Origin of the sequence: Actinomadura sp. NPDC048955, assembly GCF_040649435.1 — a bacterium.
In the GTDB taxonomy this organism is placed as follows: domain Bacteria; phylum Actinomycetota; class Actinomycetes; order Streptosporangiales; family Streptosporangiaceae; genus Spirillospora; species Spirillospora luteofluorescens.
Window position 1 is genome coordinate 91,438 of sequence record NZ_JBEZJI010000019.1, and the last position, 23,192, is coordinate 114,629.

A 23,192-nucleotide genomic window follows, 5' to 3' on the forward strand; every position below is an offset into this window, starting at 1 on the left:
ACCCTTTCGCAACAGCCTGTTACGTGTGTTTACATCACGACATCGACTGTGACCACACCCGGCCAGCGTCCGCCTGCTCGCCACTGGGGAGGTGGCGGCCTCGCGGGTCTTGGACAGGTAGCGGACGGCTCGTACGGTCACGGTGACGGGTGGGTCAGCGCCCAGCAGGGGCCTTCGACCGCTCTGGCTCGGGACACAGTGGGGTCAGGCGCAGGAGATGCATCGGGCGGCGGCGGGGCGGGCCGCCAGGCGGGCGGCGCCGACGGGGCCGCCGCACGAGGTGCAGATGCCGTAGGTTCCCGCGGCCAGTCGTTCGAGGGCGCGGTCGAGGTCGTCGAGACGGCCCCGGGCCGCCGCGAGCAACGCCTCCACGTGGGCGCGCTCGAACCCGAGGGTCGCGCCCTCGGGATCGTGCTCGTCGTCCACGGCCGACAGCCGGGCCGACTCCACGATCCCCTCGCGGTCGCGGTCGAGCGCGCGGACGGCGGCGAGCGTGCGCTCGCGCTCGCCCTCCAGCACCTCGCGCGTCCGCGCCGCCTCCACATCCGCCTTGTCACTCACCACCAGAAGAACTCCATGGCCAGACGACACATTCCCCGGGTCGGCGTCCCGGAGGGCCCGCCTCGGGAGCACCCTCGATCATCGGGGCTCGGGGCCGGAGATCCCCGCGGCGGGGCGGTTCATCGACGCGATCCCGGTCGTTGGTATGAGGACGTGTCCTTGTGGGGTGAAAGGTCGTTGCGTACGCCCGTTCGCCGGTTTAGAGCATTTTTGTGGCGTGTTGTCCATTGCGTTTTACATACTCCCGTGAATCTGTCCATGTCCGGTCGCGGCATCAGGGGCGGCGGAGCGGGGGCGGGGGCCAGGAGCGGTGCGCAGCGGCCCACCAGACGGCCCGGCGGGCCGCTGCGGCAGGGCGGTCCCCCTCTGGCCTGCGGCGACCTCAAACCGAAAAAACCGGCAACCTTCCTCCAACTCCGTGCGTCACACCTAGCGGATCACTGCATCACTTATTCGTCAGGCCGGAAATATCACCCGAGGGGGCGCTATCTACACGGAACGGGCGGGGGCGCCAGTGGAAGAGACATTCACGCTACAGAAGTCATCTTTCGGGCAATCCGGTCGGGTCACGGTCACTTTCGCGCAGGGCGGGCTGGAGCACGAGGACGCGCTCCTCAGCCACCGCTACGGTCGCGCCGACGACCGCGACGCCCTTCTCAAGACCGCCCTCTCGCCCGCCGGTGCGAAGCTGCTGCGCCGCGAGGCCGAGGTCTACGACCGGATCGGCGGGCGGCAGGCGTCCGCCGGGCGGATGATCGGCTTCCAGGCGGCGCAGCGGCCCGTATGCCTCATGGTGACCCGCCGCGGCGTGCCCGTCTCCCGGTGCGAACCGGTTCCGCGGCTCGACGACGTGCAGCTCGGCCGGGCGGCGCGCGACCTGTTCGGCGCGCTCGCGTTCCTCGCCGACCTCGGCTTCGCGCACCGGGCCGTCTCCGCGGACACCGTGTTCTGGGACGGCCGGCGCGTCGAGCTGCACGGCTTCGGGCACGTGGAGCCGCTCGGGCCGCCCGAGGCTCTCGCCGGGTCCGCGCTCGGCACGCCGACGGGGCTGCCGGTCAGCGACGTCCCGGACGTCCAGGCCGCCGCCCTCCTGCTGCTCCGGCTCGCCACCGGATCGCCCGGCGGCGGCACGCCCGCGGCCCTCGTCGCGGAGCTCGCCGAGGTCGACGCCGTCCTGGCGCAGGCGCTCGAACCGGCCTTCCACGCCGCCGGCGGCCCCGGCGTCTCCCCCGGTGAGATCAAGGACCGGCTGTGGCGGAGCCGCCCGAAACCGCCGCCGTCCGGACACGTCCCCGAGGATCGGCACGAGACGGTGCCCCCGCCCCGGCAGCCGTCCCCGGTCCAGGCGCCCCCTCGCCCGGCTCCACAGGAGACGCGGGCCGAGGCCGGGCCGCGTTCGGCCGTCCGCGACCGGCGGCTCGCCGCGGAGGAGGACGGACGTGCCGAGTTCCGCGAGCTGCGCCGCCGGCAGCGGACGTTCCGCCAGGGCCGCCGGATCGCGGCCGAGCCGCCGCGCGAGCAGGCCCAGGCGGGGCCCGTCGCGCCGTCCTGGACGGCCCGGCCCCCGGCAACGGACGGGACGTCCCCCGGCGGGCACGGCCCGCTGCTCTTCCTCCTCCTCGGGGTCCTCGCCGTGGCCCTGATCGTCAGCGCCGTCCTGCTCGTGAGGTGACCGTGAGCGACCCCGAACTCCCGAGGCCCAAGCTTCCGCCGAAGCTCGACGGGCCGCCCTACCAGCTGCCCGCCGGCGACCCGGACCTGGACCTGGACGCGGTCTCGACCCTGGACGCCCGGCCGGACGGCGAGGCGCCCGGTGACGCGCCCCCCGGCGCGACGGCGGCCGACGACCTTCCCGCCGACCCCCCGTACGAGCCGCCCGCGACCGGGACGGGCGAGGACCTCGGCCCGGCGTCCCCGCACCGGCCCCGCGTGCCCGGCCCGCCGGACGGCCCCGACCGCACCATGGTGTGCCCGTACTGCCTGAGCGAGTTCGACTGGAACAGCGCCCCGCTCGTCGACCGCACCGTGGAGGGCGAGGAGATCGCGCTGACGCGGGAGCCCGGCGAGAGCGACGTCCGCTGGCGCACCCGGACGATGCACGCCTGGCGGGTCTGCGAGGCCACCGGCAAGGACCACTTCGTGCCCGCGTCGCTCGGCGGCATGACCGTCCTGATCGTCGGGATGGTCGGCACGTCGGGATCGGGCAAGTCGCACCTGCTCGCGGCGATGACCGAGGAGCTCGACCAGTCCGCGCTGAAGATCTCGCACCGGCTGGACGTGCTGCCGCTCGACCCGCGGCTGCAGCGGGAGCTGTTCGCCAGGAACCGGTTCGACCTGCTGCGCGACCGCAAGCCGCTGCCGGTCACCCGCCGGGCGCTGAGCCCGGAGTTCACCTGCGCCTACCGGATCACCAGCGGGCACACCGGCGAGCAGTACGCGCTGCTGATCTTCGATGTGCCGGGCGAGATCTTCAGCCAGGGCCACACCCGCGACGACACCCCGTTCATGAGCATCGCGGACGGGCTGATCTTCGTGGCGGACGGGACGGAGCTGGACGTCCGGCACGGCCGGCACACCGGCGACCCCGGGTTCACCGCGGTGCTCAGCCACATCGACCACGTCCGCGCCGGGCAGGGCCTGGAGTTCCTGCCGCTGCCCGCCGCGCTGGTGATCGCCAAGTCGGACACGCTGCGCGCGTTCAAGGAGGTCGACCGGTGGCTCGACCGCCGGGACGACCTCGTCCTCGGCACGGTCGAGGAGGAGTCCGAGGACGCCTACGCCCTGCTGCGCTCGCGCGGCGCGGGGTCGTGGCTCGTCCCGGTCCAGAAGTGCGAGGACGCGACCCTGCACTTCGCGTCGGCGACCGGCGTCGGCGTGGACATGGAGAGCGGCGAATACCCCGAGCAGTCGTTCCGGCGCCAGCGGGTGCTGCGGCCGCTGCTGGCGCTGCTGGCGATGAAGGGCGTGCTGCCGCGCGAGGTGCTCGGCGCGCCCGCGGACCGGGAGGTCGCGGCGTCATGACGACCGGTCCCCTTCCCGCGCCCGGCCGCGTCGACCAGATCGTCTTCGCCTGGTCGGACCGGCTGCTGGCCGGCGGCCGCGGCCTCGGCCCGGTCGCGACGTCCCTCGGCTCCGACGGGCTGCGCGTGTGGAACGAGCGGCTGGCCGGCGGCGACGTCGCCGTCGGGCAGTGGCTGTCCGGCGCGCCCGAGTGCACGGCGCTCGGCGCGCTGCGGTTCGGCCGGAAGGGCGAGCACGGCGCCGCGCTGCGGCTCGTGCCGGCCCGCGACCCGAACGGCCGGCCCTCGCAGCTCGTGCACGCGCTCGTCGGCTCGGCGTCGGTCGTGAACGCGGCGCTGGTGCTCGGCCTGCACGACTGGCCGGAGTGGAGCACGCCGGAGCGGCTCGACGCGACGCCCTCGGACCTCCAGGCACTCGAGGCGGCCGCGCTGCGGGCGCGCGCCCGGGCCGGGCTGGACGAGCCGTCCGTGCGCCGCGACGCGCTGGTCGGCCTGCTCGCCGGGGTGCTCGCCGCGCCGTGCGAGTCCTACCTGGCCGAGATCTCCCCGGACGACGTCGGCCTGGTCGCCGCGCTCGTGCGCCGACTGGACGGGGTCGCCGGGGCTGCGCCGCTGACGATGCTGCTGGGCGCCCAGGTCACCCGTCCCGAGCTGCGGCCCCGGCTGCTGGCGGTCGGCCTGCCGGACGCCAGGAACGGCAGGACGCCGCTGACGGCCTCGGGCGGCACCGACCCCGGCGTCGCCCGGGTGGCCGGGCTTCTCGCCGACCTGCCTCCGGCGTCGCTGACCCGGCCGCGCGCGCCGCTGACGACCACCGCGGCGCTCGCGGACTGGGTGGAGGCGGAGCACCAGCGGGCCACCGGCGTCCTCGACCTCGTCGACCGGGCGATCGCGGGCACGCTGGACGAGCCCACGCGCCGCTACCTGAACGGCCGGGACGGGCAGGAGCGGCTGCGCGCCGAGCTGCGGAACGCCGGCATGGCGCAGCTCACGGACCGGCTGCTGCGCTGGACGAAGGCGAACCCGTCGGGGCTGTCGGAGGCCGCCCGGACGCTGCGGCAGGTCGCCGCCGACCGGTACCTGACGGACGCGGGTGAGGATCGCGACACCGCCGACCGGCTGCTGCAGGCCGCGCGCCGCATGGACCTCACGGCGGCGGAGGCGGGGCGCGTCCTCGCGAACTGGTACGCCGGGCTGCCGAAGGTCACCTCGGCGGACCAGTACAGCGCCGTGTACTTCGCGCTCGGCGTGGGCATCGACCCCGCGTCCGACGGCACCTTCGCCCGGCTCCTCCCCGGCATGAAGGCCGCCAGCCTGCTGGAGTGGAGCAGGGTGCTGGCGCCGAGCGACCATGTCAAGGCCGCCCTGCACTTCATGCGCGCCGCGTACCGGCAGTGGGGCCGCGGGGACCGGAGCGGCGACGACGGCGTCCGCGCGCTGATGCGCGAGACCGAGATGTTCCACGAGACGATCCACGACATCGTCTCGCGCTGCGGCCTGCGCACGGATGACGAGAACGAGCTGTACCGGACCGTCGTGCACCTGGCGTACGGCCACCCCGTCACGGACCTGGCCCCGGTGCTCGGCGCGATGCCCGCCGACGCGGAGGCGACGCAGTTCCGGCCGTGGGCGGCGCTCGCCGACGTGCTCGCGGGCGACCGCGCCCACGTCTTCCAGCTCGCCGCGCAGGCGCGCCGCCGGAAGGCCCCGCCGCCGGTGCTGGAGGACATGCTGGGCGTCCTGTCCACCATCGACCTGATCCAGGGGCTGGCCGAGCAGTCCGGGCAGCCGGGCCTCCTCGAACCCGTGTGCCGGGTGGTGGGCAAGCGCACCCGCACGCCCGCCGAACAGCGCGCGACCTGCGACGTGGCGCTGGCCGGACGGTTCCTGGCCGGCCTGGTGGAGGGGGCGTGGCCCGACGAGCCCGGCAAGCGGTTCCGGGCGTACTCGTTCCTGCTCCAGGCCGTCTACCAGGCCGGCGACCGAGCGGACGGCGGCGGGCTGACGCGGGACGAGGTGGACGAGCTGGTGCGGGCCGGCGGCACGGGGCCGTTCCTGCTGGCCGTGGTCGCCCACGCCGGGCAGGACGCGGTCGTGCCCGCGCTCCTGCACGCGGCTCACCGGCACGCGGCCGACCTCGGCCTCCCGTCCGAGATCGCCGAGTTCGCGTTGCGGGGGCCGCACCGGGCCGCCGAGGCGCGGACCGCTGGAAGGACGTCCACCGGCCCGGCGCCCGCCGGAACGGCGCAGCCGCGGTACGCGCAGGACACGCAGCCCGCGCACCAGGGGCCGCCGGTCGGCGACGGTCCGTCCCGCACCGCGACCGCGTACCCCGAGCCGTCGAGTCCGCCGCTGCGCTTCAACCCGCCGCCCCCACGCCCGGACGGCTTCCCGTCCGACTCCGAGCAGGAGTGGACGGACGACGACAGGCACCCGATCGTCGTCTGGATCACCGGCCGCACCGTCCAGGAATGGGCGATCGCGGTGATCGGCGTCGGGGCCCTCGTCCTGCTCTGCCTCCTGCTGTTCGGCGGCTCGGACGAGGCCCCGCCGCCGCGGCCGGTCGCCCCGACCGTGACCGTCACCGTCGCGCCGTCGGCCTCCCCGACTCCCCCCTCCTCGACGACCGGCACCGGGGCGCCGTCCGGCGGCGACCGGTCCCCGCAACCGACGACAGAAAAGACCCCCTGATGGCGCCTGGAGCGACGACCAGCCCGACCGAGCCCCTCACCTCCGACGACATCCTCAGCGGCATCAGCGCGCGGTTCCACCGGTACGCCGACCGGGCGCTGCGCGACTCCCCCGGGGACGCCGCCAGCGGCCCCGCCCTGCTGAAACGCCTCGCCGACGACCTCGCCCCGGCCGGCGGGCCGCCGCCGGCCGGGGTCGACCTCGTCACCGCCTACCCGGCGGACGCGCTGCTGCCCGACCCGCCGCCGCGCCGCTGGCTGGAGACCGCGCTGTTCTGGGGCCGGTTCTTCCAGAACGTGCTCGTCTTCGCACCGATCGTCATCACCTGGTGGAAGCTGCACGACGCCCTGAACGCCTACGGCCGGACCCACACCGAGGGCTCGTTCCTGCTCGGCTGGCAGGCGGGATCGTTCGACCCCGACCACATCCGGCGCGGCGTCCAGGACTTCGCGCCGCTGTCGGAGACCGCGTGGTGGGTCGTCCTCGCCGTCCTCGTCGTCATCGGGTTCACCGCCCTCGTGACCACCTGCGAGAACCTGCTCGACCGTCCGCGCTACGAGGCCGAGCGCGTGCAGATCGCGCAGGACCTGGCGCTCGCGTCGCACCTGCTGTCCGGCGCCCGGGACGGCCAGGTCACCTACCGGGACCTCCAGGCGCTGGTGCAGCGGATGGAGACCAGCGTGGGCGGGCTCATCGGCCGCCTCGCGGGCACCGCCGAGGACGTCCGCGCGGCGCTGGAGGGCAGCACCGGCAAGCGCATCGAGGAGGCCGTCCAGACCTGGATCGACAAGGCCGAGTCGCTGGAGCGGGCGATCGCGAGCATGCAGGCGCCCGCCGAGACGCTGGAGCGCTTCCGGAAGCTGCAGGACGACATCATGGCCGGGCAGCGCGAGCTGCGCGCCGAACTGGCCGCGATGGTGACGCAGGTGGAGCGGGCGACGCTCGCCACCACCGACCACGCCGAGGCCGCGCAGCACTACCAGGACGCCGGCAACGAGGTGCTCGCCGACGCCGTGACCCGGCTGTCCACCGGCACCGACCGGTTGTCGAAGGCGCTCGAGCAGCTGGAGTACCTCGTCGACGACACCCGCGAGTTCGTCGCCTACGTGCGGCACGACGGCGGTGCGCACCGGTGACCGGGCCCGCGAGGAGGCGCGCGTCCCGGCGGGGCCGGCGGACCTCCCGGTTCGCCGCGGCGCACCTCGCCGGCTGGCTGTTCGCCGACCTGATGCTCGTGCTGTTCCTCGTCGCCATGGCGGTGCAGCCCCGCGCGCAGCTCACCACCGGCCTGCCGGAGCAGAAGAAGCCGCTGCCGTCCGGCCCGCGCGTCCTCGGCCAGGACTTCTGTGACTTCCTGATCCCGGTGCAGGCCGAGGGGCTCCTGTCCGGCTCCGGCGGGGCCCGCGCCGACCTGCTGAGGAAGGTCGACGAGGCGCTGCGCGGCGAGCACCCGTCCTGGCTGTACGGGGACGAGATGCGGCGCAAGGACGCCCGCGCCGCCTGCCTGGAGCAGCTCGGGCAGAAGCTCCAGGTCGGCTTCTTCCTCGCCTACGGCGCGCGGAACGACACCGGCAGCGGCGTCACCCTCGGCAGGAACGCCGCCAAGGCCGTCAAGTCCGGCAACCCGCGGTTCCGCGAGGCGATCTACCGGGCCGCGTGGACGGGCGGGGAGGGCGACGGCTCCGTCCAGCTCGTCGTCTTCTTCTACCAGAACTGATCCCAGAGCTGATCGACACAGGGACGTGACGGGGTGACCACCGAAATCGCACTGCTCGAGACGCCGTCCGGCGAGGGACGCGTCGAGTTCGCGCTGACCCTCGACCAGGGCAGCCGCGTCGGCGCCCGCTACAGGAGCCATTACGGCACGGTCCGGCCCGCCGGCGGGGGCGCCGAGGTCGAGTGCGTGTACAAGGTCGCCACCGGCGCCATGGGCAAGCGCGTGCTGAGCAACGAGGTCGCCGTCTGGGGCGGCCTCCGCATGGAGGACGTGCGCGCCGACCAGTTCGGGACGCTGCTCGGCTTCGACGTCGACTCCCCCGACGACCCGGCGCGGCTGGTGCAGACCCGGCGCGGCCGTCCGCTCACCGGGACGTCCCCGCTCACCGCCGAGCGGCTGCGGCAGCCGTCCCACGACCTGTTCACCGCGCTCCGGGTCCTCGCGGACAACGCCTACGCGCTGGGCGAGCTGTCCCCCGGGATGCTCCTGTGGGACGGCAGGCGGCTGCAGATCGCCGACCTCGGCAACGCGATCGGCCAGCCGGACGACCTGCGGGCGGCGCGGGACGTGCGCGCGGCGGCCGGGCTGCTGTTCTGGCTCGCGTCGGGCGAGGAGTCGTCGTTCGGGCCGGACGGCGCCGGGCCCGCCGACGAGGCCGAGCTGCGCTGGCTGGTCCGGCACCACCCCGACCTCGGCATGGTGCTGCGTCCCGTCTTCGACGAGGAGGTCCCCGCGGCCGCGGAGGTGCTGGCCCGCATGGAGGGCTGGCCCCGCTCCGGCGACACGACGGAGCGGGAGGCGCCCGGCGGACAGGACTCCCCCACCGAGCAGGACGCTCCCGAGGACGACGACACGCGGACCGTGGAGATCCACTCCACCGCCCATGCGGCGCGGGCCGGCCGGACCGGACGCACCGCGCGGGCCGAGCCGGCGGAACGGGCCGAGCCGAAGCCGCCGCCTCCGGCCCCTCCGGCCACTCCGGCCACTCCGGCCACTCCGGCCACTCCGGCGACGAGCGACGCCTCGCGCGCCATCGAGAACTACCGGAGGGAGAAGCAGTGGCTCGGCCAGCGGAGGCACGGCGCGCCCGCGCACCCGTCCCGGGGATCCGCGCCGCCGTTCCGTCCGGGACCGGGCACGGGGCCGGGGCCGGGTGCCGGACGGCCGGGCCCCGCGCAGGGGGTCGGCGTTCCCTCGCTGCCCCGCGACTTCCCGTTCCGCGTCGGCGACGACGGCAGGCGCAGACCGCACCCCGCGCTGGTGTGGCCCGTGGTGTTCGTCCTGGTCGTCCTCATCCTCCTGGTGGTGTTGTGACATGATCGCCCCGCCCTGGCAGCCCGGCTCCGCCGCGTACCCCGGCCCGGAGCCGCGCGCCCGCACGCTCTGCCCGTACTGCCTCAACCACCTCGACTGGTCCGACTACGGCGAGGTCCCGCTCGTCAGGAACACCCCCGACGGGCCGGAGGTGCTGACGCGGGCACCGGACGAGCCGGAGGTCCGCTGGCGGCACCGGACGCTCGGCGCGATGCGGCAGTGCCACGGCGACGGCGACCCGCACTTCCTCCCGGCCGACTACGGCGACCTGGACCCGCTCATCGTCGGGCTGGTCGGCGCCAGCGCGGCCGGCAAGACCCACCTGCTCACCGCGATGATCGCGCAGCTCGAACGGCGCAAGGCGATGCTCGCGCCGGAGCTGCGCACCGAGCCCCTCGACGGGCACCTGCGCCAGCGGTTCTACGAGGACCGGATCCGGCCGTTCCTGGAGCAGCGCCGCGTCCTGCCCGCCACCCGCCGCTCCGCGCGGGCCGAGTTCGTCTACGCGCTGCGCGTGTCCAGCGAGTACACGGGACGGACCCACGCGGTCGGGTTCTTCGACGTCCCCGGCGAGCATTACCACCGGTACGAGTACGAGGACACCCCGTTCCTCAGCCTCGCCGACGCGATCCTCTACGTCGCGGACGGCCAGCAGCTCCGCACCGGCGACGACTGGAACCCGTGGGTGCCCGACCCCGGCTTCACGCACGCGATCACCCAGCTGCTGCACACCCGCCAGACCCGCGACGGCCTGCTGCCGCCCAGCGCGATCGTCGTCGCCAAGTCCGACATGCTGGCCGGGCTCGACGGCACCGTCGCGCACTGGCTCGCGCGGGACGACGAGACGGTGCTCGGCGACCTGCGCACCGCCGAGGACGAGAACGAGGCCGCCTACGCGTTCCTCGACCGGCACGGCGCCGAACTGTGGCTCGCGCCGTTCCACTCCGGCTCGCCCACCACCCTCCACTTCGCGTCGGCGTCGGGAGTGGCACCGATCCCGGAGGAGGGCGTGTTCCCGCACCAGAACTTCCGCCCGACCCGGGTCCTGCGCCCGCTGCTGTCGCTGTTCAGCGCCACCGGGCTCGTCCCCCGGATCGACACCGAGGAGCCCGGCCAGTACCTGTGAGCCTTCTGCCCGCCTGGGCGGCCGGTCAGCGCCGGTGCGGGCCGTTCCCGCCCGCGGCTCGCCAGGCGTGCGGGGCCAGGAGCTGCGCCACCACGAGGTCGGCGCGCCCCTCCAGGGTGGCGGGGTCGGCCGCCTCCGCGAGCCGCAGCCGGTCCGGCCACCACGGGACCTCGCGCGGCACGGCCGCGGCGAGCGCGCGGACCCGCTCCGCGGCGTCGGCGAGCAGCGTGAGCTCCGCGGCCCACGCCCACAGCATCGGCCACTCTCGCGCGGACGGCAGCTCCGCCGGCGGCCGTCCCGGACGGCTCCGCAGCACCCGGCCGCGCAGCCAGCTCAGCTTCCCCTCCGCCCGCGCGACGATCTCCGGGACGTCCGCGTGCACCCGGTCCAGGACGGCGCAGCGTCCCCGGCAGCCGGGATGCCCGCAGCGGTGCCGGGCCGCGTCGGCCAGCACACCGCCGTCCACCACCTCCCGCAGCAGTTCCCGGTCGGCGGGGCCGCCCCGGGCGAGACCGAGCAGCCCCGGTGCGTCGATCGGACGGCCCTCGTACCGCGGCGTCACGTCCGGGATGACCTGCGCGGTCAGCCTGATCAGCGCCCGCCGCGCCCGGTCGCCGCCCAGCCCGCGCAGGTAGCGCACGTCGGCGGGGTCGGCGCCCTGCCGGACGAGCCAGTCGGCCAGCCGCCCGCCGTTGCCGGCCAGCCAGGCGGCGCCGTCCCGCCAGTTCCGCTCCAGGTCGTCGGCGAGGCCGCGGACGTCCCGGTAGGTGCGGCCGTTGAAGCGCGGCGGCCGGTGCTCGTCCGCGACCCACGCCACCACCTGCTCGTACGTCCAGCGCCGCGCCGGGTCGACGACGAGCAGCCCCTCGATCAGCCGCCGCCACTCCGGGTCGGTCACGGCGTCCAGCGCGGGCTTCCGCCCGGCGCGCAGCAGCTCGCGCACCCGCGCGGACGGCGCCCCCTCGTACGGCGTCCGCCCGAGGAGGAGCTGGTAGGCGATGATCCCGAGGGCCCACCAGGCGGCCGGAGCGCCGCGGCGGCCCCGCGCGGTCTCGGGCGCGGCGTAGGCCCAGGTGGTCAGCAGCCCGCCGGGATCCCGCCCATGGACCCGGACATTGCGAGCAATCCCCCCGAAGTCGCCGATCAGCAGTTCGTAGGGATTCCGGGACCGCACCAGGATGTTGGCCGGTTTCACGTCCGTGTGCGTCAACCCCATGGCGCCCAGCCAGAAGTTCAGGCATTCGGCGAGTTCGGCGACGATCGCCCGCAGTTCCGCGTCGCCGAGCGGGAGGGCGTCCCGGATCAGGGCGTCCAGCGAACCGTGCGCGCAGTACTCCTGCGCCATCCAGCCGACCTCGGCGCCGTCCACGGGGAGGTTCCCGTAATCGTGGATCCGGGGGACGTGCCGGGTCGCCTCCAGCCGCCCCAGCAAGACGAGCTGGTCGGTCTCCAGCCGCGAGTCCCGGTGCACCTTGACGACGACCAGGTCGGCGCCAGCGCACCCGCCGTCGAGCGGCTCCGCCAGGTGGACGACCGACTCGGCGCCGACCGCCTCGATCCGTATCGGCCGGAATCTCTCCCGCAATGCCACCGGAAAGTCACCGGCCTCCCCGGCGCCACCGCCCAGCCCCAAAGAACGACCCTTTCCCCGTCCACCCCGGATGCCCTCGATCCTATGGCGGCGAACCACCTCGAAATGGGTCCTGCGACGCCGTTCCCGAAGGGTGGCCGCCGACCGGCCGGGCGCTCGCGGGAGGTGGCGCAGGCGTCCGCACGCATCAAAGGAACACTTGTGTTCTCACGCTATAGGGTCAGCCCGTGGCGAGAGGGGACGTGATCGTCGGCCGGTACCGGCTCGATGAGGAGATCGGCCGGGGCGGAGGATCGTGTGGAAGGCGCACGACCGATCCCTGGAACGGACCGCTGCCCGCCGCCCGGGCCGCCCAGATCGGGCTCGCCCTGCTGCTGCGCCTTGGCGGCCTGACAGGCATGAGTGCGCTAACCGTCGGGGCGGAAACGGGTGCGGTAGGCGGCCGGGCTGAGAGCGAAGAAGTGCCGGAACCGGCGGCTCGCGTAGTTGGGATCGTGCCAGCCGACGAGCCTTCCGATCGCTGCCACGGGCATGTCGGTCTCGATGAGGAGTGCCGCCGCGCGTTCTGCTCGCAGCCTGCCCAGGTAGGTCATGGGCGGAACTCCGAGATGCGCGGTGAACATACGAGTCAGGTAGGGAGGCGACAAGTTCACGGTGGAGGCGAGCTCGTCCAGGTTCCAGGCCCGTTGGATGTCGTTCTCCACGAGCTGCGCCGCGGCCAATACCGCGGGGTGGACATGGTCGGTTCGTTGGCTGTCGGCGTCCGTGGAGCCATGTGGCACTACGCCGCCCAGAAGGCAGAGCAGGATCCCGACCCGCACGGCGTAGACGGGTCCGGGATGAAGGGCCGGATCCGAACCGGGCTCGCCCGCGGTTTCCGCCAGGCCGGTCTCGACCACGCGTAGCGCGGTGGGGTCGAGCCGCAGCGGGTGACCGGTGTGGCGCCCGGATCGGCCGGCGATGCGCACCGAGCGGCCGAGGTGCGGGGCGGCGCGCATCCAGGCCAGCTCGCACCGAAAGGCCTCCGGGCTGACATACAGGTTGTAGACGGTCAGGCGATCGCAGTCGTGGTAGCCGTGCCAGTCGCCCGGACGGAGCATCGTCACCGAGCCGCGGGCGAGAGGCTGCTCGCCCGCCGCCGAGACGTGCGTGGCGGTGCCGCCGGTGACGACGGCGAGCTCGATGAAGTCATGACTGTGAGAGGCCGTGTCGCTCCGCAGCTCGAACCGCTCGGCGGCGATGGGCGGCCGCCCCGGCGGAAACACCTCCGCGAGCCGCACACGATGCACCGGGCCTCCTCATCGGACGTTCGTCAAGATCGTGCTACAGCTGTCGGGCTCTCGTGCTAGCCGCACGGTGGAGGCCGCGGCGACAGTTGTCGAGACGGCGACCCCCACAAGGCAGGGAAGACGGCCATGACTGTAGCCGACAGCGAACCCCGTACAACTCCGGAAAACCTTTCCCAGGACGCCGTGTCAGCGTATCGCCGTGACGGTTTCGTCCACGTGCCCGGAGTGATCCCCCGGGCCGACGCTGCCAGGTTCGCCGAAGCGGCGCTGGCGGCCCGCAGCACCGTCCGGGACCACCACGAAGGGTCGGTCTTCACGCAGCTGCTCCAGCTGTGGCGTCACGATGAGACGCTGCGCGAGCTGACCCTGGACCCCGGCCTGGCGGCCATCGCGGCCCGGCTGGCGGGGATCCCGCTGCGTCTGTGGCACGACCAGCTGCTGATCAAGGAGCCGCGGAACGGGGCCGCGACAGAGTTCCACCAGGACCAGCCGTACTGGCCGCACGCCGGTTCACGGCATGCGCTCTCGGCCTGGGTGGCGCTGGTGGACGTGCCGGTCGACCGCGGCTGCATGACGTTCATCCCGGGCTCACAGCACCTGGACGGCCTGCGACCACAGGATCTGTCCGACCATGCCGACATGTTCGCCGTGGCACCCGAACTGCTGTGGGAGCGGCGCGTCACGGTTCCCCTGCGCGCGGGCGACTGCACGTTCCACAACTCACGTCTCGCCCACAGCGCCACGCCCAACCTCACCGGCGACCCCCGGATCGCCCACGTCATCATCTACGCGGACGCTGACCTGACCTTGGCGGCCGAGCCCTCGCACCCCGTCACCGACCCGCTCGCCCTGACCGTGGGCGACCGGCTACCGGACGACCATTTCCCACGCTTCGCCGAAGAACCGCAGCCGATAACCCACGCCGATAACGTGAACAAGAGATAACTGTTTCAGTAGACCGGGACGCGTGATCATCTAGGTTCTATAGTGTGCCGGATGACCCCCACTCTGATGGCGCGAAGGGCCGCCGCCGTACTGGCAACGGCTTTCGTATGTGTGCCGCTCGCTTCCGGAGTATCCTCGGCCGCCGACACATTCCCCTCACAGGACGCCTGTGCGGTGACGAACAACAACACCCCCACCGGCGACTGCGGTCCTTTCGTCCAGGTCTACGCGGAGAACTTCAACGGCGGCGACGTCCCCGTGGGCGCGTTCAAGACGTGCGCCGGCGACGGAGACTTCCGCTGCGCCGGGCTCAAGACCAACTACTCGCACTACTACGACACGCTGGGCGCATACCCCTCGGGCTGGCCGGACACCGCCACGAGCGGCGCCGACGGGAACGGCGGCCGGACGTTCGGCGGGTACTACCGGCCGGAGAAGGCGGTGAGCGTCTACACGGCGTCCAACGGTGACGGCCAGATGCGGGTCCACATGACCTCCGACGGTTCCGTCAACTCCGTGGCCGCCGTCGTTCCCCGGAAATGCATGAACCTGCGTTACGGGAAGTTCACCGAACGGTTCATCGTCCGCACCCGCACTCCCGGCTTCAAGATGGCCCACCTGCGCTACACGCCGAACGAGGTGGACTATCCGGAGGCGGGCGGGAACTTCTCCAGCGACCCCGTGAGCGTCTTCACGCACGGCTTCGCCGAGTCCGGCACCGACGTGGCGCCCGGTACCGCGTGGACCTCGTGGCACACCTACTCGACAGAGATCGTGCCGGGCTCGCTGCGGTTCTACCTGGACGGCAAGCTCGTCAAGACGGTCAACGCCGACTTCCCCGAGGCGGCCGACTGGGTCCTCCAGAACGAGAGCGCGCTCGCAGGCGCCTACGCGGCCGCCGGAGCGTCGGTGGACATCGACACCACGTGGCTCACCTGCTACAAGTACGTGGCTCCGACGTCCCACTGATCTGCGGCCTTCCGGGAAAGCCGATCAGAACGCCATCCTCGAACGAGGATGGCGTTCTGCCTTCACGGGACCTTGTCGAGAGAGCCGTGATCGCGGATCGCGGCACAGGAACGGGCGGCCATGGCGAGGAACATCTCGTCGCCGCGTTCGGTGGGAGTGCCGTAGGCGCAGCCGAGCACCGTGATCAGGGGGCCTTGGAGGAAGGCGAAGACGTAGTCGTCCCAGCACTGCTCAAGGGAGTAGCCGGTCACGCCGTGGCCTGCCAGAGCGCGGTGGTAGGCGGCGACCAGATCTCGCTCGCGGGTCCGGCGGTCTGAGACGGTGAGGCCGGTGCCCAGGAAATAGGCCAGATCGCGGGCGGGCAAACCGACGGTGAGGGTCTGCCAGTCGACCGCGGCGACGCCGGGTCCGCCATCGGCCGCGAAGATGATGTTGTCGAGCCGGTAGTCGCCGTGGACGAGGGAGAAGCGCTCCGGCCGCGCCGTGATCCACGGTCCGGCGCGGAGCGCGACGGCCCGCAGGGTCGCCTCGTCCTCGGCGGCCAGCCGGTCCGCGAACCGGTCGATGAAGATCTCGGTGGCCGGGACCAGCGCGGCGGTCACCCCGTCGCCGTCCTCCGGGCCGGTGCGGTGCAGCCAGTCCAGGTCCAGCAGGGCCGGGTCGCACCAGCGGGGACCGTGCAGTCCGGCCAGGTTGACCACGCAGTCCAGCGCCTCGGCGGCGGTGCAGCCGGCGAGCTGGTCGCCCTGCGCGCCGGGGTGCAGGTCCTCCAGGAGCAGGACGAAGTCGGTGGCGTCCTCGGTGAGCATCCCGTACCGGCAGGCCGGCGTGCGCACGGCCACCGTCGAGGCCAGGTCGAGGTAGAACCGCACCTCCGTCCGGTAGATGCCCTTGAGCATCTCCCGTGTGGCCTGGTCGGCCGCCGGGAGCTTGGCCACCAGCCGCGCCGGCGCCCCGTCCCCGGTCAGCTCGCCTCGGAAGCAGCCGCTCATCTGCCCCGTCCCGACCGGCCGCCACCGGACGCCGGTCACCGTCGCGCCGAGCACTTCGCTCAGCCAGGCGGCGTTGAGCCGGGTGGGTTCGCCGCCGGTCACGAGGCCTCCGCAGGTGCGCGGCCCGGGTTGCGGGGCAGGCCCTCGAACCGGTCGGCGGGTCGCATCGCCCGGTAGGCGTCGATGATCGGGACCAGTTCGGCGGGGGTGGCGCCGTGCAGGATGACGCTGTCGGCGCCGGCGTCGAACTGGGCGAGGACGCGTCGCGCGCACCGTTCGGGAGGGCCGGTCGCCGCCGCCTCCAGCCATTCCTGGGGAAGCAGCCCCGCGAGGTGGCGGAGTTCGTCCGGCGTGGCGAGCGCGTCGAAGGCGCCGGGGTAGCCGTCGACCAGGTCATCGGCACGGAAACGGGCCAGGCCGGCCGGATCCCAGCCGTTGACCCGGACCAGCAGGTCCCCGTAACCCTGCAGGTAGGTGGCCAGGCGACCGGCGAGCTTGCGCAGGCGGACCTCCTCGTCCAGGTGGTCTCCGACCGTGGCCAGGACCGACCACACCCGTACCGAGGCGGGGTCGCGGCCGGCCGCCGCGGCGCCCCGGCGGATCGAGGAGACCGCACGGGCCAGGGTCTCGTCGGTGAAGAAGGTGTGCAGGACGACCCCGTCGGCGACCCGGCCGGCGAACTCCAGCGTGCGCTCGCCCATCGCCATGAGCATGACCGGGATGTCCTCGCGGAACGCGGAGTCCTGGCTGAGGTACGGATAGCTTCCGGCGGGGCCGTCGTGCCCGACGACCGCCTCTCCCCGCCACAGGCGGCGCATGATGCCGATGAAGTCGTCGAGCTGGGCCTGGGTGACGCGGCGCAGGCCCATCACGTCGAAGAGCATGTCGAAGCCCCGGCCCAGGCCGAGCGCGAACCGGCCGCCGGTCATCCGGTGCATCGTCGTGGCGAGCGTCGCGGTGACCAGGGGGTGGCGGGTGTTGTGGTTGGTGGCCGCGGTGGCGATGCCGATCCGGGTGCCGGCCGCCGCCGCGGCTCCCGCCAGCACCGCCGCGTCCTTGGTGTTGAAGCGCTCCGACAGGAACACCGAGCCGAGCCCCATGGCCTCGGCCTCGGCGACCTCGCCGAGCAGGTCGCGCGGGGTTCCCGAATGCCCGGCCAGTCCATAGCAACCGAGCTCTGGCAGGTCGTCCACCACGGCCCTCCTCCGCCTGCGCCGGGCCTCGACCGTACCCGAATTGGACACCTGTCCGAAAGCCTGTCCAGGTTCGGGATGCCCGGCAGCGCGCCGGCCCGCTCAGCGGTGGCTCAGGCCCAGGCGCCGCGCCAGGAGGTCAGGTGGACGGCTTGGGAGTGAGACGGGGCAGTTCCGCGGAGCCGGCGAGTGGCAGGACGCCGCTCGTTCGCAGGTGGGCGCGGGCGTAAGCGATCGCGTCGGGCGTGGTGGGGAAGACCAGGCCGTCGCGGCGCAGGTGCTCGGCGACGCCGAGGGCGGCCAGGATCTGGTCGTGGCCGGCTTTGACACCGGAGACCAGGACCGTGATGCCGCGGTCCTCCAGCCGGGTGATGGCATCGCCGAGGACGCCCGCGCCGGTCGCGTCCAGAGCGGAGATCCGCGACATCCGCAGGATGACGATCCGGACGTCGCTGACCTGCGACAACTCCAGCAGAAAGCGGTGCGCGGCGGCGAAGAACAGCGGGCCGTCGAAGCGGTAGGCGACGATGTGCTCGTCCAGCAGCCGCTGCTCCTCGGCGGTTTGGCCGCCGTCGCCGTCGCCGCTTTTGAGGGGGACCTCGTCGAGCCGGCCCGAGGCGGCCACGGCGCGCAGCGCCACCACGACGGCCAGCGCGACACCGACGGCCACCGCGGTGATCAGATCGAACACCACGGTGACCGCGAAGGTCAGGACCAGGACGACCCCGTCGCCGCGGGTGGCCCGCGCGATCGCGCGCAGCGACCCGACCTCCACCATGCGGACGGTGGTGGCCAGCAGCACCCCGGCGAGCGCGGCCAGCGGGATGCGGCCGACCAGGTTCCCCGCGGCGAGGACGATGACGGCCAGCACGGCGGCGTGGGTGAGGGCGGCCAGCCTCGACCGGGCGCCGGCCCGGACGTTGACGGCGGTGCGCGCGATCGCCGCGGTCGCCGGCACCCCGCCCAGCATCGGCGCGGCCAGGTTGGCGACGCCCTGACCGAACAGCTCGCGGTCGGGGTCGTGCCTCTCGCCGACGCTCATGCCATCGGCGACCTTGGCGCACAGCAGGCTCTCCAGCGCGGCCAGCGCCGCCACCGCCAGCGCCGAGGGCAGCAGCGCCATCGCCGCACCGGCGTCCAGGAATCCCAGGGACGGAGCGGGCAGCCCGGACGGAAGCGCACCGATCCGGGCGACGTCCAGAGAGGCGGCCTCGGCGACCAGGGTCGCCCCCACGATGCCGATGAGCGAGAAGGGGACCGCCGGACGTATCCGGGCGCCGGCCAGCATCACCGCGGCGACCGCCACCGCCATGGCCGGAGCCGCCGCGGTGGGATGGCCGGCGAACCGGACGGCGGCCTGCCCCGCCGACTGCCATACCTTCTCCGCGTGCGGGCCGGTCACCCCGAGCGCGGCGGGCACCTGCTGGAGGGCGATGACCACGGCGATGCCGGCGGTGAACCCCTCGATGACCGGGGTGGGCAGCAGCGCCGCGAACCGTCCCGCGCGCAGCGCGGCCATCCCCAGCAGGATGAGCCCGGCCATCAGCCCGACCATGAGCACGCCGCCGGCCCCGTGCCGGGCGACGATCGGCGCGAGCACCACCGTCATGGCGCCCGTCGGCCCGGACACCTGCAGGTTGCTGCCTCCGAACACCGCCGCCAGCGTGCCCGCCACGATCGCCGTGACCAGCCCGGCCTGGGCACCGAGGCCGGAGCTGATCCCGAACGCCAGGGCCAGCGGCAGCGCCACCACCGCCACGATCAGCCCGGCCGTCAGGTCCCGGCCCGCCGACCGCCGCGCGGGCGTCCAGTCCGACCGGCGTGGGAGAAGACCGCTCAGCCGCCGGGCCGGAGAGGCTGCGGTCACGGTGTCTCGGCCATGAGCTCGTCCAGCAGCCGCCCCTGATCGGCCAGCAGCTCGGTGAGGATGCGCCGCGCCGCGCGCATCAGCTCCGACACGTCCCCGCCGGCCAGCTCGTACATCACCGTCGCCCCTTCGCGGCGCGCGGTGACGATCCCGGCCCTGCGCAGCACCGCCAGCTGCTGGGACAGGTTGGACGGCTCCACCTCGATCGCGGCCAGCAGGTCCCGCACCGGCATCGGCCGCTCGCACAGCAGCTCCAGAACCCGCACCCGCACCGGATGCCCCAGCGTCTTGAACAGCTCGGCCTTGGCCTGGAACAGCGGAACCGGCATCAGCGGTCTCCGCCGGAGCCGTCCGGACCGCCCTGCGTCTCCTCCTCACCGTCCGCGACCTGTGACGGGGAGGCGCCGACGTCCAGTTCCCGACGCAGTCGCTCGAGATCGCCGCCCACGCTGCCGTACTTCAGCCGCCGCGCGACCTTCACCTGCTTCGCCTTCGCCCGCCCACGTCCCATGACGCCGATCTCCTCGCTCTGTGACCCGCCGCACGGGCACGAACCCATCATCGGATTGCAATCCTACCAAATTGAAGAATTCTTCAACTCCTGAATCCCGCTCGTCCTGCTCGGCGGCGCCGACACTCCTGCGCTTCCGTGATGTGCGGCCGGTTCAGGGGGAGACGACCGCGGTGAGGTCGGCGAGCACTTCGGAGGCGGTCACCGCGTCCAGTTCACCGAAGCTGTGAAGTGCCGCCCCGGACGCGCTGTGGGAGAAGTGCTCGGGAGCGGGGTCGGAGCCGACCCAGACCGCCTCGATGGTCTGATCGCCGGACTCGCTGACATAGCCCACATACAGTCCTGTCGCGAGCGTGACGACGACGTAGCGGCCGTCGCCGACCGGGCGGACGAGACACGAGATCCCGCCGTCGGAATCCACGGGGCCTCGGTACCAGCCGCGCCGCTCCAGCCGGAGCACGTTGCCGAACGGCACCGTCACCTTTTCGAACCGGGTCAGCCGGGCCGCCGCCTTCTCCTCGCCGGTGAGCGCGTGCACTTCCCGTCCGAGCTGCGGGAACGGCTGCAGGATCTCGTAGTCGGCGAACACCTGGGCCCAGGCCGGCAGCGCCTTCCCGAGGTGCAGCGGGTGCGCGATGGCGATGGCGGCGTCGTCGGGCACCGCGACGGCGTCGTCGTCGACGCCGGCGAACGTGCGGTCTTCCGCGAGCCGGAACGCCGTCACGGTGTCGCCGTGCTCGGCGATCCACACCAGGCGCCGCGCGATGTGCCACACCAGCGGATGTCCGGCGAAGAACTCGCGGAACTCCGGCAGCGGCCACCGGCGTCCCGTCGTCATCGACCGTTCGAGGCGCTGGAGCTGGAGCCCGGCGACGGCACGGACGTCCTTCTTCAGGTCGGTGAAGCGCCGGTAGGCGGCGGGCGCCAGGGCGGCGTCATCGCGCTGCCCGGGTTTGGGCAGGGACGACCGATGCTTCCCGGCCTGGTCGATGACGTACGGCCTGAGCGCCTCGTCGAATCCGGCGGTGAACCGGCGCGGGCCGTAGTCGAGGACGAGGGTGCCGTCGGCGTCCAGCCCCAGGTCGGGAACCAGGCGGTCACCGAGCTGCTCGGTGGTGAGGCCTCGTGCGGCGGCGATCTGCTCGACCTTCTCCTGCGCCCGCTGCTTCAGCGCCTTGAACTTCACCTTCTGCGCGATGGCATGGATCTCGCGCAGCGCTACGTCGGACCCGATAGCGGCGAGCACGTCGAGCCCACGCACCGCGTGGTGGTGGCCGCCCTCCCCCGGCCAGGCCCGGACCATCGGGACGAGCTCGCGCACGGTCGTGTCGTCCCCGAGCCAGGCCAGCGCGGCGAACTGCCAGCCCTCACGGGGCTCGGCACCGTTCTCACGCCAGTGCTGGAACAGCGCCCAGCCGAAGCGGGACAGCGATTGGTCGTCACACGCGTCCAGGACGCCACCGAGGTCGGGATCGGGTTCGGTGGGCGTGGACATCGCCAGCAGCGTGAGCAGGTTCCGCACGGCGGGCACGGGCAGCGCGCGCGCCCCGCCCCGCAGCAGAACCTGCGGCAGCACCTCTGCGTTCACCGCCAGGTGAGCGGGTGGCTTCTTGCGGGTACGCGACGCTTCGTCCGGTTCCGCGTCCAGGGCGGTCCTGATCGGCTCAACGGCTCGTTCGTCATGCGCACGCGCGAAGTCGAGGACGGCGTCCGGACCTTCCTGGGCGGCCAGGAGGCGCAGGGCGTGCTCGGCGGCCTTGCGCGCCTTGCCTGCGCGGCCGACCGCGGCCGGCAGGAGGTAGGGAAGCGCAGCGCTTCCGTGCCGGATGAACCAGGCGGTCGCTGCACCACGCGCCGTCGGGCTCCGTTGCAGCCAGTCCGCCATCGCGTTCGCGACATCGCCGTCGAGGAAGGGCAGCAGCAGTTCGGCGCCGTTCGCGGGCCGCGCCCGCGCGTAGCCGAGCGCGACCGGGAGGGCGTCGAGCTCGTACCGAGCGATGATGACGCGGAGCCACGAATCCGGGTCGTAGGGGTCCCCTTTCCTGCCCAGCCCACGCTCGTGGCGCCAGTCGGGTTGCCATTCGGCCAGGACGGGGCGGACGAGGTCTTCGGGCCCCGCCGCCAGGACCGCGCCCTGCCAGTAGAGCATCCGGCCCAGATCGGTCGACGGGGACCGGGCCTCCGCGACCCGCCGCGCCCAGCTCTCCGTGTGCGCGGCAGGGACCGGAACCCGCCCGAACGAGTGGCCCCCCGCCACGAGTGTGACGATCTTTCTGTTCAGCCAGTCGTCGCGTTCGTCCGGTGCCCACGCCATCGCCCGCTCCCGCGAGACCGGCAGGCCCTTGACGACGACCGGCTTGGCCTTCGGCTCCGTCCGCTCCCACCGCGGGAGGGCCAGCGGGCGCGGCACCTCGTCCGCCGCCGCGTCCGGAGACCGGTCGTCGGCCGCCCACAGTTCCTCCACGACAGCGCGGCTCCCGGCGGGCAGGTCTGGGAGAACCTGCTTCACGAGTTCCGCATGCGCCCGCAGATGGTCGGTCAGCAAGGCGCGTGCCTTGGCGTCCCCTGCCGACGTTGCCGCCAGAACGCGAATCGCGCGGACCGGGAATCGCCGCATGCCGTCCCGCAGCGCCGCCATCATGTGAAGGTTTCCCGCGCGCTCCAGCATCTGCCGGAACGTCTCGTCGCCGGGCAACCGGCTCAGGACGTCCAGCAAGCCTTTGCGGCGGGGCGCGCTGTCGTGAAAGAGATCGAACGCCTCGGCCATGAACGGGGCGATCGCAGGGCCCACGCCGTCCGCCAGAGTGATGAGGTTCTCGACGTAGTAGCAGTCCGAGACGGAGATATGGGCCCCGGCGCCGAGGATTTCGAGATGCTCGGCCGAGCCCAGTGACCGGAGCAGCATCTCCCGCGGCACGGAGTTCGCAGGTGCCGCGCAACATTCGGCCACCCAGTCGAGTTCGGTCGGGACGAGGTAGGCGGCGAGAATCCGCCGTACCGGCGTCGTGCGCAGCCCAGCGAGAAGCGAGACGATGTGCCGGTATTCGGCGTCGTCGGTCTGCGCGATGAATGCGCGCAGGCGCTTGAGCGCCTCCTCCTGTCGCGACGGGTCCAGGTGCGCTTTCTCGGCGCCGTGGACGGCCACGATCGCCGCCGCACCGAGCGCGCTCCCCTTGCTGTCCAGATGCTCGCGCGCCGCGGCGGCCAGCGCCGGGTCGGTCTTGGAATGGTCGAGAAGTTCCTCGATCCGGCCTGCGTAGCGAGCGAGCAGGTCGTCCTCGCGGACGTCGGCCGATGCGAGTTTCGGCCCCGGATGCCCGCCGCGTCGCGGATGCAGATGCCGCATCCACGACCTCGGCATTTCCAGGGTGTCCTCGTCCGGAAGCGCGACGCTCGACTTGATCAT

Annotated in this window: 18 protein-coding genes; 9 read left to right on the forward strand and 9 right to left on the reverse strand. The window is 73.3% G+C overall.

Features of this window, described 5'->3' with window-relative positions; all coding sequences use genetic code 11:
- Window positions 1-204: 204 nt before the first annotated feature.
- A complete protein-coding gene (locus AB0C84_RS19975) occupies window positions 205-561 on the reverse strand; it encodes a TraR/DksA C4-type zinc finger protein (protein ID WP_361068194.1) in 357 nt (118 codons plus the stop codon).
- Between the two features lie 514 nt (window positions 562-1,075).
- On the opposite strand from AB0C84_RS19975, the gene AB0C84_RS19980 reads away from it, so the two are divergent.
- Genes AB0C84_RS19980 through AB0C84_RS20010 form a run of 7 tightly spaced genes read left to right on the forward strand, consistent with a single transcriptional unit; the run spans window position 1,076 to window position 10,429 of the window.
- Entirely contained in the window at window positions 1,076-2,233 is a 1,158-nt protein-coding gene (locus AB0C84_RS19980) for a hypothetical protein (RefSeq protein WP_361068197.1), read from the forward strand.
- A 2-nt stretch (window positions 2,234-2,235) separates the two neighbouring features.
- A complete protein-coding gene (locus tag AB0C84_RS19985) occupies window positions 2,236-3,582 on the forward strand; it encodes a hypothetical protein (RefSeq protein WP_361068200.1) in 1,347 nt (448 codons plus the stop codon).
- Window positions 3,579-6,272 (forward strand): hypothetical protein, encoded by a 2,694-nt coding sequence (locus AB0C84_RS19990; RefSeq protein ID WP_361068203.1) that lies wholly within the window; start codon window positions 3,579-3,581, stop codon window positions 6,270-6,272. Before AB0C84_RS19985 ends, AB0C84_RS19990 begins: the two co-directional genes overlap by 4 nt.
- The gene (locus tag AB0C84_RS19995; protein ID WP_361068206.1) at window positions 6,272-7,408 is read left to right on the forward strand and encodes a hypothetical protein; all 1,137 of its coding nucleotides are present in this window, start codon (window positions 6,272-6,274) and stop codon (window positions 7,406-7,408) included. Before AB0C84_RS19990 ends, AB0C84_RS19995 begins: the two co-directional genes overlap by 1 nt.
- Entirely contained in the window at window positions 7,405-7,989 is a 585-nt protein-coding gene (locus tag AB0C84_RS20000; RefSeq protein WP_361068209.1) for a hypothetical protein, read from the forward strand. Before AB0C84_RS19995 ends, AB0C84_RS20000 begins: the two co-directional genes overlap by 4 nt.
- A 33-nt stretch (window positions 7,990-8,022) precedes the next feature.
- Window positions 8,023-9,303: a hypothetical protein gene (locus tag AB0C84_RS20005; protein ID WP_361068212.1), complete on the forward strand. Its 1,281-nt coding sequence runs from the start codon at window positions 8,023-8,025 to the stop codon at window positions 9,301-9,303.
- A gap of 1 nt (window position 9,304) precedes the next feature.
- Complete coding sequence (locus AB0C84_RS20010; RefSeq protein WP_361068215.1) at window positions 9,305-10,429, forward strand: hypothetical protein; 1,125 nt, start codon at window positions 9,305-9,307, stop codon at window positions 10,427-10,429.
- A 25-nt stretch (window positions 10,430-10,454) separates the two neighbouring features.
- Here the strand turns inward: AB0C84_RS20010 and AB0C84_RS20015 are convergent, their stop codons facing one another.
- Together AB0C84_RS20015 and AB0C84_RS20020 are read right to left on the reverse strand one after the other, a co-directional pair.
- Complete coding sequence (locus AB0C84_RS20015; protein WP_361068218.1) at window positions 10,455-12,020, reverse strand: protein kinase; 1,566 nt, start codon at window positions 12,018-12,020, stop codon at window positions 10,455-10,457.
- 407 nt (window positions 12,021-12,427) lie between these two features.
- Window positions 12,428-13,309, reverse strand: a complete 882-nt coding sequence (locus AB0C84_RS20020) for an AraC family transcriptional regulator (RefSeq protein WP_361068221.1) — start codon at window positions 13,307-13,309, stop codon at window positions 12,428-12,430.
- Window positions 13,310-13,435: 126 nt separating this feature from the next.
- Between AB0C84_RS20020 and AB0C84_RS20025 the strand changes: the two genes are divergently transcribed.
- Both AB0C84_RS20025 and AB0C84_RS20030 read left to right on the forward strand, forming a co-directional pair.
- The gene (locus AB0C84_RS20025) at window positions 13,436-14,254 is read left to right on the forward strand and encodes a phytanoyl-CoA dioxygenase family protein (protein ID WP_361068224.1); all 819 of its coding nucleotides are present in this window, start codon (window positions 13,436-13,438) and stop codon (window positions 14,252-14,254) included.
- Window positions 14,255-14,428: 174 nt separating this feature from the next.
- The gene (locus AB0C84_RS20030) at window positions 14,429-15,223 is read left to right on the forward strand and encodes a hypothetical protein (RefSeq protein ID WP_361068227.1); all 795 of its coding nucleotides are present in this window, start codon (window positions 14,429-14,431) and stop codon (window positions 15,221-15,223) included.
- 62 nt (window positions 15,224-15,285) lie between these two features.
- Here the strand turns inward: AB0C84_RS20030 and AB0C84_RS20035 are convergent, their stop codons facing one another.
- From AB0C84_RS20035 to AB0C84_RS20060, 6 genes are all read right to left on the reverse strand, one after another.
- Complete coding sequence (locus AB0C84_RS20035; RefSeq protein WP_361068230.1) at window positions 15,286-16,317, reverse strand: phosphotransferase; 1,032 nt, start codon at window positions 16,315-16,317, stop codon at window positions 15,286-15,288.
- On the reverse strand, window positions 16,314-17,408 hold the full coding sequence (locus AB0C84_RS20040; RefSeq protein WP_361068233.1) for a TIGR03857 family LLM class F420-dependent oxidoreductase: 1,095 nt from the start codon (window positions 17,406-17,408) through the stop codon (window positions 16,314-16,316). Before AB0C84_RS20040 ends, AB0C84_RS20035 begins: the two co-directional genes overlap by 4 nt.
- A 139-nt stretch (window positions 17,409-17,547) precedes the next feature.
- Entirely contained in the window at window positions 17,548-19,275 is a 1,728-nt protein-coding gene (locus tag AB0C84_RS20045) for a SulP family inorganic anion transporter (RefSeq protein WP_361068236.1), read from the reverse strand.
- Window positions 19,272-19,604: a metalloregulator ArsR/SmtB family transcription factor gene (locus AB0C84_RS20050; protein ID WP_179842111.1), complete on the reverse strand. Its 333-nt coding sequence runs from the start codon at window positions 19,602-19,604 to the stop codon at window positions 19,272-19,274. Before AB0C84_RS20050 ends, AB0C84_RS20045 begins: the two co-directional genes overlap by 4 nt.
- Entirely contained in the window at window positions 19,604-19,786 is a 183-nt protein-coding gene (locus tag AB0C84_RS20055) for a DUF3073 domain-containing protein (RefSeq protein WP_361068240.1), read from the reverse strand. The genes AB0C84_RS20050 and AB0C84_RS20055 overlap by 1 nt, the downstream gene beginning before the upstream one ends.
- A 154-nt stretch (window positions 19,787-19,940) precedes the next feature.
- The gene (locus AB0C84_RS20060) at window positions 19,941-23,192 is read right to left on the reverse strand and encodes a DUF4132 domain-containing protein (RefSeq protein ID WP_361068243.1); all 3,252 of its coding nucleotides are present in this window, start codon (window positions 23,190-23,192) and stop codon (window positions 19,941-19,943) included.

Bases quoted from the DNA above. Each gene is read 5' to 3' on its own strand.
- AB0C84_RS19990 (WP_361068203.1), top strand. From the start codon at position 3,579: ATGACGACCGGTCCCCTTCCCGCGCCCGGCCGCGTCGACCAGATCGTC.
- AB0C84_RS20025 (WP_361068224.1), top strand. From the start codon at position 13,436: ATGACTGTAGCCGACAGCGAACCCCGTACAACTCCGGAAAACCTTTCC.
- AB0C84_RS20050 (WP_179842111.1), bottom strand. From the start codon at position 19,604: ATGCCGGTTCCGCTGTTCCAGGCCAAGGCCGAGCTGTTCAAGACGCTG.
- AB0C84_RS20010 (WP_361068215.1), top strand. From the start codon at position 9,305: ATGATCGCCCCGCCCTGGCAGCCCGGCTCCGCCGCGTACCCCGGCCCG.
- AB0C84_RS20060 (WP_361068243.1), bottom strand. From the start codon at position 23,192: ATGATCAAGTCGAGCGTCGCGCTTCCGGACGAGGACACCCTGGAAATG.
- AB0C84_RS20055 (WP_361068240.1), bottom strand. From the start codon at position 19,786: ATGGGACGTGGGCGGGCGAAGGCGAAGCAGGTGAAGGTCGCGCGGCGG.
- AB0C84_RS19995 (WP_361068206.1), top strand. From the start codon at position 6,272: ATGGCGCCTGGAGCGACGACCAGCCCGACCGAGCCCCTCACCTCCGAC.